Origin of the sequence: Stenotrophomonas maltophilia group sp. RNC7, assembly GCF_030910085.1 — a bacterium.
Taxonomy (GTDB): domain Bacteria; phylum Pseudomonadota; class Gammaproteobacteria; order Xanthomonadales; family Xanthomonadaceae; genus Stenotrophomonas; species Stenotrophomonas sepilia.
Map to the genome: position 1 here is coordinate 1 of NZ_JAVFVN010000491.1, position 1,291 is coordinate 1,291.

General features: G+C 28.2%; 1 protein-coding gene. It reads right to left on the reverse strand.

The genetic code is table 11. From position 1 onward, the window contains the following. Window positions 1-620: 620 nt before the first annotated feature. On the reverse strand, window positions 621-1,291 hold a 671-nt coding region (locus tag RCF13_RS09185; RefSeq protein WP_308141087.1), incomplete at its 5' end, for a DUF3854 domain-containing protein.

Here is a 1,291-nt window from a genome sequence, read left to right on the forward strand (position 1 = left end):
TAATTTCATTAATATATTTATTGATTCACACCTTATTTTTAGCTGTAAGACACTAATACATTTCCAACAAAAAACAAGCTCAGACTTCCCTTTATCATTAAAGGATGTCAAAGCTTGTTTTTTAATATTTCTATATTCAATTTGAGTCAATACAATTGAAGCATGATTTTATTTTTGAATTTTCCCTCTACTTTAGTTATACTAGACTATAAAGAGACACACCTCCTTTAGGCAGTCAATAATTATGCTAACAAAACACACAAAAAAGCCAATTCCATTAAATTGAAATTGGCTTTTTTGTGCAATTCATTTACTTTTAATTTTTCCTTTTTCACAACAACTGTTTAAGAGGAAAAATTATTTAGACTGAAAATTATTGTATCAATTAGTTTTTCGCTTTCAGTCTAAACAATTTATACTTTACATTAATTACCTTTTTATTTTCATAACTAGAACCTAAAAAATTAATAAAAAAGAAGCGATTTGTTTAAACCGCTTCTTTTTTCAATTCATAATTTCCCCAAAATAATAACATGAAATAAATTATTTACTTTTGATTTTTCTCTAGTCTAATTAATTTTTCCCTGGTCTAATTAATTTTTCCTTTTTCACAACAACAATTAAGCGATACGTACAATTGTCGGGATTAATTTAAGATGAAGTAAGTCGTCGAGTCCCTTCGCTTCATCTGCATTCCATATAGAAGTATATAATTCAACTCCTAATTTACTTAATTCTTTTGAGAATCTAAACAAGTGCATTTTTACATAGTCATTTGTTGCTGCATCTATATCATATGCCAATACAACTCTTTTAACTTTCTTCTGCTTTATTAATGGCAATATTAAATTGTATGTTTGTACTCCTGGTAATCCAAATACATTAGAACCAAATGTATCTATTTTTTGCTCTTTAAAAACAGAACTTTTTCTGTAATCATATAATAGTTGAGCTATTCTATCTGCTTTTAATAAGCCTTCAGTTATCCAAATAGTGTCTCCTAATTGATATTCCTCTCCCATAGTCCATTCGGCCATCTTTTGAAAAGGTACTGCTAAATGAATTGGCAGAGGATTTCCTACTCCTGTACCATTCTCTTTACCACTAGATGCTAGCCATAGATACTTTCTCCCTTTCTTTAATTTTATCGAACCTACTATTTCATCTTTCAATTTAAATACTTTTTCATTTTCATCAATTGCTCCTTCAAAAGCTACTTTACCGCAAAAAATAACCCTAACAATATTAGGTTGTTTAATTATTTCAGCTTTGAAGTCTTTATTCTTAGTAT